Annotated in this window: 3 protein-coding genes; all 3 read left to right on the plus strand. The window is 53.3% G+C overall.

Annotated elements, in window-relative coordinates; all coding sequences use genetic code 11:
- Nucleotides 1-46: 46 nt before the first annotated feature.
- From BUB22_RS15575 to BUB22_RS15585, 3 genes are read left to right on the plus strand one after another with little or no spacing between them, the layout of a single operon-like run.
- Nucleotides 47-6892: a calcium-binding protein gene (locus BUB22_RS15575; RefSeq protein ID WP_139259053.1), complete on the plus strand. Its 6846-nt coding sequence runs from the start codon at nt 47-49 to the stop codon at nt 6890-6892.
- A 23-nt stretch (nt 6893-6915) separates the two neighbouring features.
- A complete protein-coding gene (locus tag BUB22_RS15580) occupies nt 6916-8202 on the plus strand; it encodes an AAA family ATPase (protein ID WP_073116571.1) in 1287 nt (428 codons plus the stop codon).
- Nucleotides 8199-8792, plus strand: coding sequence for an HNH endonuclease family protein (locus BUB22_RS15585; RefSeq protein WP_073116572.1), 594 nt, complete (start codon nt 8199-8201; stop codon nt 8790-8792). Before BUB22_RS15580 ends, BUB22_RS15585 begins: the two co-directional genes overlap by 4 nt.
- Nucleotides 8793-8905: the final 113 nt, after the last annotated feature.

Below are 8905 nucleotides of genomic sequence, written 5' to 3' on the forward strand. Positions count from 1 at the left end.
TATACCACTTAACAAGAAAAAAGGATATATTTTAACTTAACCGGTAATGAATATGGTTGTTCATGAACCCACTATTAAAAAACCTACAAATCCAAATTCCATTGATGGTGGAGAAGGTGATGACTCGCTGTTTGTTCGCGGAACCAATGGCGATGATACTGTTGTCGTGACCAAGGATGGAACCCTTAGTAACATGGTAGGTGTAAAGGCTGCCGGAGTAGAAAAGACCACTTTCGATGCGGCTGGCGGTGACGACATGTTCTATGTGCTTGGAAGCCGGGAAGACCAGGTGACGGAACTGAACGGTGGCAAGGGTAATGACACCTTCACCACGGGTGGCCTTGACGAAGACAAGGTTCTTCGCAGTTCAGAAACGGATGGTCAGGCGTGCTATGTTGAATACGAAGTCTTGACTAGTGATGGACTTGACGCAACCCAGCAGGCGGCCCGAGATACGACTTTCGATACCGCAAAGGTAATTGCGGATAAGTTTAACATTGTTGATACAAGTAATGTTCCCGCCGTATTTATTACGGATTCAGATAACCGTATTTGCTCGGATATATCAATAAACGAGGGGACTGCAAGCGACTTTTATGTCCGCTATGCGGGCGATATTAAGGGCGGCTCAATCAAGGTAACTCTCGGAGCACCAGTTCTTGCGAATACTGCGTTTATGCAGGGTGACCGTGGTGTGATGATTGCCTTGGTTGATGGTAATGAAAATGTAGTCAGTTACGGCGAAACGGTCTCGTTTACGCTAGACAGTACGCATCAAAGTTTCCATGTAAGGGTTATCGCCTTTAATGACAAACTTGCTGAAACGGAATCCGTCAAGTCGGTTTCTGTGGAAAGTTTCTGGACCCGTACCGAGCAGAACGAAAGTGTGACATCTGCCCTAAGAGATTCTGTGTCTGCACTAGCCGTATCAGTTGGCAATAGTGCCGATTCAGCATCGAACCAGTTGCTCTGCTATTCCGAAGAGTTCCGCTATACGGGAAGCCCCGTTCAACTTGGAGAGTGGGCGAAGGGTCTTCCGCAAGGTTACACGATGCAGGTGTGTGCCGTTGGTGAAGATGGTGTGAAACCCTCTACGCTGAATCCTACGACGGGTATCCTGACGATAAATGATCCAAATTGCAAAGGAAAAACTCTTGTAGTAAATGTCCGCTCAAATTCCATGCGAATTGACGGTTCCAAGGCTATACTGGCATACGACGAGATTCAGTCACTGACGGTTAAATATAATGGCAAAGATGTTCCCGTAGCGGGAGCATCCCAAAATACTACAGGAATCTACTACAAGCAAAACGGCAATGTGCTGGTGTTCTATAATGCCGACAATAATCGTTTTGTCACATTGCACGGAACACTGACTGTAACAGGAACGATAGCTTCTTCGACAAATTCCGCTAGCGAACCTCCTGCAACGCCAACGGAACCCCAGAATATGCCTCCTGCCGTTGTCGTAAGCAGCCATGCAGATACTCTTGTCGAATATGCAAGCGATAGTCACAATTCTGTCCAATGTTCTGTTGGACTAAATCAGACTGTTGCTGCAGGGAAGACTGTTTATGTGAAGGTTAGTACGAAGGACCTTGCTTTTGCAAAGGATGTCCTTGAACAGGATGGCTCGCTTAAGAAAAATAAGCAGGTAACATTATCTGCTGAAGGAGTGACGCCGGAGTCCGATGGCAGCCTGATTCTAGCCTTTACCAGCGAGAAGACTACCTATACTGTGACTGTTTCTGCCATTGCCGATGCATACAGGGAAGATTACGGGCTTACGACGGTTACGGCTGGGAACGACAAGACTATAGCCGAAATTGATGGCCCTGTCTATGCCTATGGTGAAGGTAAGAGCATCGACGTGGATTTGGATAATCCCGAATTGCTGAAATACGAACACAAGATTCAGGCAAGTACGCAGAATGTTGACGCAAGCGATTATAACGAAAAGAACAATTACGATATGGGCTCCCTCTTTGTTGCACGGAGTGTGGCAGGAAATGTTGTCTCTATCGCCTTGTCTGATAATCAGGACTTGTATGCTTCCATTTTTGAAAAACTTGAAATGGATGTGACAGATGAAGCAACATTTTTTAAGAAGACGCTCAAGTTTATTCCGACTGGAGCGGGAACCGTTGAAGAATCTGGATGGTTCCAAATTGAGGATTGTTCCATTGCGGATGGTGTTGTCACCCTGACTCTGAATGATGCATGTGGTGATTTCAGTGAGTCAAACTCGAAGATAATGCTTTCTGGCAACAAGGATTACCTGTTCCAGGATGAGGCGACTATGGTTGACCGCCTGTTTGTGAACAACCAGGATGATAAAAATGCCAAGACCAGTTCGCTGAATGCGTTTACGTCGATGACATCGGGTAGTAGTATGGTTGTAGAGGCTGAAAATCAGGTGCCTGATTTTGATGCCCACGCAGTGCGTTTCAACCATAGTGACCTTGCTGCGGAAGGTATCACCGCCGCCCAGATGGAATATGCCGAATACAACCTGGGTTCGGGTTCCGACACGGTAAATGTGAACAAGACTATCTACCGCGAGGATGGATTCCAGACATTCACCGTGGTGAATACGGGTTCTGGCGTTACTGGCGGAAACGCTACTGACGATACCGTGAACATAAACAGCTATGCCGAGGAATCGGCAACTGAAATTGCTTCGGGTACATCTGCCGTTTTTTCGGGAACTGCCGATAACGGTGGCGCGACATACGCCTACACGCTTACTGGAAGTGTCGAGGCTTTCAACGAGGCTAAGTCCGCACTTGATGTATCGGAAAAAATCTATGTAGATGCCGTGTTGAGCGACGGCACGACCCAACGCCGCGAAGTGACAACTTTGGAACAAATCTATTTCGTTGTTGCCCGCGCCTTCACGCTTGCCAATGGTGTTACTGTTGACTCGGTAAGTTTCAAGCATGGCTATAGCGGCGACGGTCAGCTTGTTGTTAATGCACAGGGTGGTGACGATATAATCAACGCCACCTCGAATGCAGTGACCCGTAACGACATGGTTGTTTTCGGTGGTTTCGGTGACGACACCATAAACATGAACCGTGGCGGCATCGCGTTTGGCGACCGTGGCCAGGTGCTTTACGGCGAAGACCCGCAAAACCCCGTGACGGTGCTCGGTTCTACGAACAGCGGCCTTGACTATACGACTGGCATAAGCAAGAATCATGGCGACGATACCGCTGCAAACGGGCCCGTGCACCGCTTGCAGACGGACGGTGTGCGTCGCGGAGCCTACGAAATCCACTCTATGAACGATAGTGAGGGTGGTTCCGATACCATAAGTGTCGGCGGCACCGATAGCGTGGTGATTGGCGGTGCCGATGGCGACACCATTACTGTTTCGGGCAACAACAACATTGCCCTTGGCGATAATGGTTCCGTTAAATACTACAACGCGGCGAATGTGGGTGCGGTCTATGGTGACTCGCTGAACCTTGGCCTGCATACTGTAGAGACCACGAGCGATTCTGTGGGTGATGTCGATACTGTGACCATCAGCGGCAACAAGAATGTCGCCATGGGCGGCGAGGCTGGCGATACAATCGGTATTGGCGGCAGCGATAACGTTGTGATTGGTGACGGTGGGCGTTACACGGTGTTGTCGGATCGCCTGATTGCCGAGAGCAAGAGCGATACCGAGGGCGGTAGCGACACGATTACCACGGGCGATGGCAAGAACGCCATTATCGGTGGAACCGATGCCGATACCATTACCACGGGTGCCGGGAACGACATCATTGTGGGTGATGGCGGCAAGGTCATTATGGACACCGGGCGCAATGCGCTTATGGTCACCAACAAGGACCGCAATATTACGGGAGCGGGTCTCGAAGACGGTAGTGCAGGTGGAGACACCATCGATGCCGGAAATGGCCGCAATGTGGTGTTCGGTGGCCTGGATAGTGACCATATCAAGACTGGCGAAGGTGAAGATGTCGTGTTTGGCGACAACGGCTTTGCGACCTTCCAGGGCAATGCCGCCGAAAGCGGTGTGGAAACCCGCACCGAGGCGACGCTCAGTTTCAACTTCCAGGGAGCCTCGCAGACCGGGCTTTCGTCGGAAGCAGTCGCGGGCGCCCTGAACGCGACCCATGGCGACGACTACCGCAGCGCCAACTGGAACAACGTGGGCGGGAACCTTGCGGGCACCTACGGCAACGACGACCGCGAGGTGGTGCGCTTCGACGACGGTACCCGCGCAAGCGCCGTGAGCGTGAGCTATGGCGGCATCGAGAGCCACCGCAACACGGATACCGACAACCGTATCAACCTGCAGGCCTACGGCCACAATTTCGCGAACGCCTCGACCGACGCGGATGCGGCGCTGATGAACGCGGGCCTCATGACCACGGCCCCGAACGCCCAGTGCGACAACAGGCTCGAAGTCGTGGTGGACGGCCTTGCCCAGTACTTTACGGAATACAGGGTGGTGGTCTATCTGGATATACCGGATTCCCATTCCGCGTACGAGCACAGCGTGCGCAAGGTGAGCCTGTATGTGGGCGACTCCAGTACTGCCCTGCAGAGCTTCTATGTGGACGATGCCGAAGGCGAAAATTTTGACGGCGGCTACGAACGGGCTACAGCCACGACGGCATCCGCGGCAACCTACGCGAACTACGCCGTGTTCACGGTATCTGCGGCCAATTTTGCCGACAACTTCCGCGTGGTAATCGAGGATGCGTTCCCCGACCAGCACCCCAACGGCAAGAACTTGCCGGGCATCGCGGCCATACAGGTGCGTGGCGACCTGCATGCGCAGGATGTGGCCGTGTCTACGCAGCTGAACCTCGGCGGTGACGATATCGTTTCGATGGGTGGCGGCGACGACATCGTCGTGGGCGGTGCCGGCAGCGACTACATGGCTACCTTCGGCGAACTTGCGGGCGGCATACGCGACAACGACCTTGTGTTTGGCGATAGCGCCTCGCTCCGGTTCGAGGACCGCCTGGGCACGGGCGATACCATGGTGTCGTCTGCCCGTAGCCTTGACCCTGACGCGGACGACCTTGTGCAGGGAGTCGGCTTTGACGACCGCATAGTGACTGGTGACGGCAACGATACGGTTGTGGGCGGTCTCGGTGGCGACAAGATTCTTGCGGGTAGCCAGTCCGAACTCACGCAGCTTGGCATCGCGCAGGCGTTCTTTGGCGAAGAGGCTACGGCGGAAAGCCTTGACGCCGCGAACGGCCCTGCCGCCATCCGCGACCTTGAACAGCTCAAGGATGCGACGGTGGATGGCCGCAAGGTGCTGAGCGTCAACTTCACGACCCGTGGCGCGGACGATTCCACCATGGCCTCGGGCCATGCGGGCGTGGTGCACGACACCGGATGGAACAACCTCTACCTGTACAACAACCACCTGTACACGCATGAGGGTAACGAGAATTCGACTACGCCCGTGCTGCGCTACAGCGAAGGCGGCACGGTCACGGACAGTTCCGTCGGGATTTCTTTGAGTTCCTACGATTCGGGAACGACTGACCAGGGACAGAACGGGAGCCTCGTGTTCCGCACCTCTACCGAACTGGACGGCGACACGGCCAACAGCCGCCTGTTCGCGGGCTACACGGCCGCCCAGCAACAGCAGGACATCCATGTTTCGCTCACGAACCTTTCTTCGTTCCGTGGCGCGGGCGGTACCTGCGACGTGTACGTGTACCTGGGTGCCGACGACTCCGACACGGACGCCCACAGCCACATCTACGAAATCCAGGGTTCCGAGGATGGTAGCCGCTACCTGAACGACTGGAAGGGTCACGCCTTCGACGGCGACTATCGCGAGGCGACTTGTAGGAGCCGTAGTGATGCGCTCGCGAACCTTGCCGTGGGAGCCACCCCCATGGTGGAACTCATCGGCAACTATGTGGTGTTCCACAATGTTGCGGGCGATACTTTCGACCTGTACATTCGCAACCTGCACACGGAAGGCGGCCAGTGGCCCATGAACATGCCGGTGATTGCGGCCATCCAGGTGGTGGCGGGCTCGGGCAGGGCCGATGCCGCCGTGGGCGGCGACCATGACCGCGACCTTGTATTCGGCGACAGCGCCGCGCTCACCTTCGACATGGATGTACCGTATGCCGCCGGGGAAGACCTCGCGGACTTCGCGAACATCAACCGGGTGAACGGGGCTTCTTCTGTGGCCCTTGACGATGGCCTCTATGCCCTCGGTGCCGATGATGCCATTTACACGGGCATGGACCGTGATGTGGTGGTAGCGGGCGAAGGGCTCGATACGGTGACACTCGGCTCGGGCGACGATGTCGCCCTTGGCGACAACGCCTCGCTGGTGCTGGAGCACAACAACCCCGTGGGCGTATTCCGTCCCGATGTGGAAACGGTGCTCGAAAGCAACAACTACCAGGCCGACACTGCGGCGTATCTCGGTTCGCCCACGGTGGATGCCGGGGATATTCAGGACAAGTTCGAGGATGGCGATGTGCCGGGCGTGACGCTCGAAGCGTCTGCAAACGGCGGCACGGATACATTCACCGATGCGACGGACAAGGACTGGACGGTTCAGCAGGAAGTGACTCCGGGCACGGTTTCGCGCACGATTGACATTCCTGCCGCGGGCAAGGCGGTGGGGTTCCGCGAGGGCGAGACTGTGTTGCTGACGATAACGCCGTCGTCCCCCTGGTACCAGCACCGGCTCCAGATTGGCACGGAAGGTGGTGGCACAATTCCTCCGCTTACCCTTGAATGGGTAGTAGACGGTGTCACCGTGACGGAGTCGGTGTCGAACCCCTACTGGAACGAAAAGGAACTACCCGCTAATCCTAACGTTGGCACATATTACGAGATTCGCGTGACCGCCCTTGCCGCCGGTAACGCAAGGTTCACTTTCATTTAGTTTTTACTAATTTTGGAGCGCAAATGCTGAATTTTCTCGAAACTACAAATGTCGGGCCGATTAAGCGGCTGTCGGTTAGTTTTGCCAAGCGCCTGAATGTTCTTACTGGTGACAACGGTCTAGGCAAGACATTTTTCTTGGATACGGTCTGGTATGCCATGACCCGCAAGTGGCCCGCCGAGGTTAATCAGAATCTATTCTCGGGCCTTGTGGGTCGGCCGCAGGATCCAACTTCAGAATCCTTTATTCGGTTCAATCTGACTACTGAGCATGATAACCATGTTGATTACAAGGCCACCTTTGATCGTGCTGAACAGGGGTGGGTTGGTCAGGTAGGCAGACCCTACAATGCAGGACTTGTTATTTACGCCCTTGCTGATGGTAGTTTCTGCGTCTGGGACCCTGCTAGGAACTATTGGAGGAATGGGGCAACGGCAGACATTCAGGAACGCAGGCCTGCTTTTGTTTTTTCTTCGCGTGAAATATGGGAAGGCCAGAAGGATGGCGACAAGTCGGTCTGCAATGGCTTGCTTGCGGATATGCTTAAGTGGCAAGACCAGAAGGGTAGCGAATTTAGAATCCTTGAAAACTTGCTCGTGAATTTATCCCCGCCTGACTTCAGTTTGAAGATTTCGACACCGACGCGCCTTTCTGTTGACGATGTTCGCGATATTCCGACCATAGCCATGCCTTATGGAAATGTCCCTGTGCTCCATGCGTCTGCGGGTATTCGCCGGATTCTTGCTTTGGCTTACTGCCTTACCTGGGCCTATAGTGAACACCGCAAGGCGTCTCAACTTCGCGGGGTTCCGACAGCTTCGCAGGTGACTTTCTTGATGGACGAAGTGGAGGCCCATTTGCATCCGCGCTGGCAAAAGAAAGTTCTCAATTCAATCCTTGCCGCTATTGGCGAAATGTATGGCGAGGGGGCCGATGTGCAGGTAATAGCCTCTACACATTCGGCCCTGGTAATGACTTCGCTCGAAGATACCTTCGACAAATCGCGTGACAAGTGGTTCGATTTCGATTCTGTCGATGGTGGTGCAATCAGTTTTGAGGAACGTCCGTTCGAGAAGATGGGCTCTTCTGATTCTTGGCTCACGAGTGAGGCTTTTGATTTGACCTCTCCTCGTTCGCCGGAATCCGAGGCGTTGCTGAAAGAAATGAACGATGCTTTGCGAGAGAATTCGGGGGCTACCCCAGAGCGAATTCGCAATATTTATAATGAACTTTTGCAGAAACTTTCACCCTTGGATGAAGATTTGTTCGTTATTCGTCATATATGCAAGAAGAAGGGCTTTATAGAATGATTCCTGTAAAGCCGCAGATAGAACCTGCCGATTTTGACGATAAAGTGCGTAAACCGGGCAATGCTTGGCTGCGGGCGAATCCGGGTGTGGATCCCAGCAAGTACAGAAATTTTTGGACGGCATGTCTAGGTGAGATGGCCGACCTTTATGGCCATACCTGTGCTTACTTGGCGATATACTTTGATTCCGTATATGGAGCCGATTCGGTAGACCACTTTATTCCCAAGTCTGACCCGACAAACGGAAAGAAACTTGCTTACGAATGGGGTAACTACCGCCTTTGTTGCCTTGGTGAGAACCGTAAGAAGCGGACCAAAGTACCGCCTTTGGATCCGTTCGATCCGCACATGAAGCAGGATTCGTTCTTCATTAATTTTGCGGATGGCTCCATCTACCCCAATCCCGGTTATGATGAAACCTATAAGCAGAAATGCTGGGACACGATAGAGGCTTTGCAACTAGACAGGCCCGAATGCCGCAAGATGAGAAAAAGACACTTCAAAAAGTATGCCGACAATAAGGTCACGCTTGACGACTTGAAAGAAGACTCTCCCTTCGTTTATCAGGAAATTGTAAGGCAAGGCCTTTAATTCGCGGCAGCCTGTTCTTGGACCATGCAGGAGTTTAATAAGAGGGTAGCATAAGCTACTATATTCATTGCGCAACCCCAAAAAGGTAAAACAATGGCAAAAGTCAACTACAA

The sequence above is a fragment of the Fibrobacter sp. UWCM genome, assembly GCF_900129735.1.
Classification (GTDB): domain Bacteria; phylum Fibrobacterota; class Fibrobacteria; order Fibrobacterales; family Fibrobacteraceae; genus Fibrobacter.

What these genes read in the sequence shown, in the direction of transcription:
- BUB22_RS15575 (WP_139259053.1), top strand. Translation starts at nt 47, where the DNA reads ATGAATATGGTTGTTCATGAACCCACTATTAAAAAACCTACAAATCCA.
- BUB22_RS15580 (WP_073116571.1), top strand. Translation starts at nt 6,916, where the DNA reads ATGCTGAATTTTCTCGAAACTACAAATGTCGGGCCGATTAAGCGGCTG.
- BUB22_RS15585 (WP_073116572.1), top strand. Translation starts at nt 8,199, where the DNA reads ATGATTCCTGTAAAGCCGCAGATAGAACCTGCCGATTTTGACGATAAA.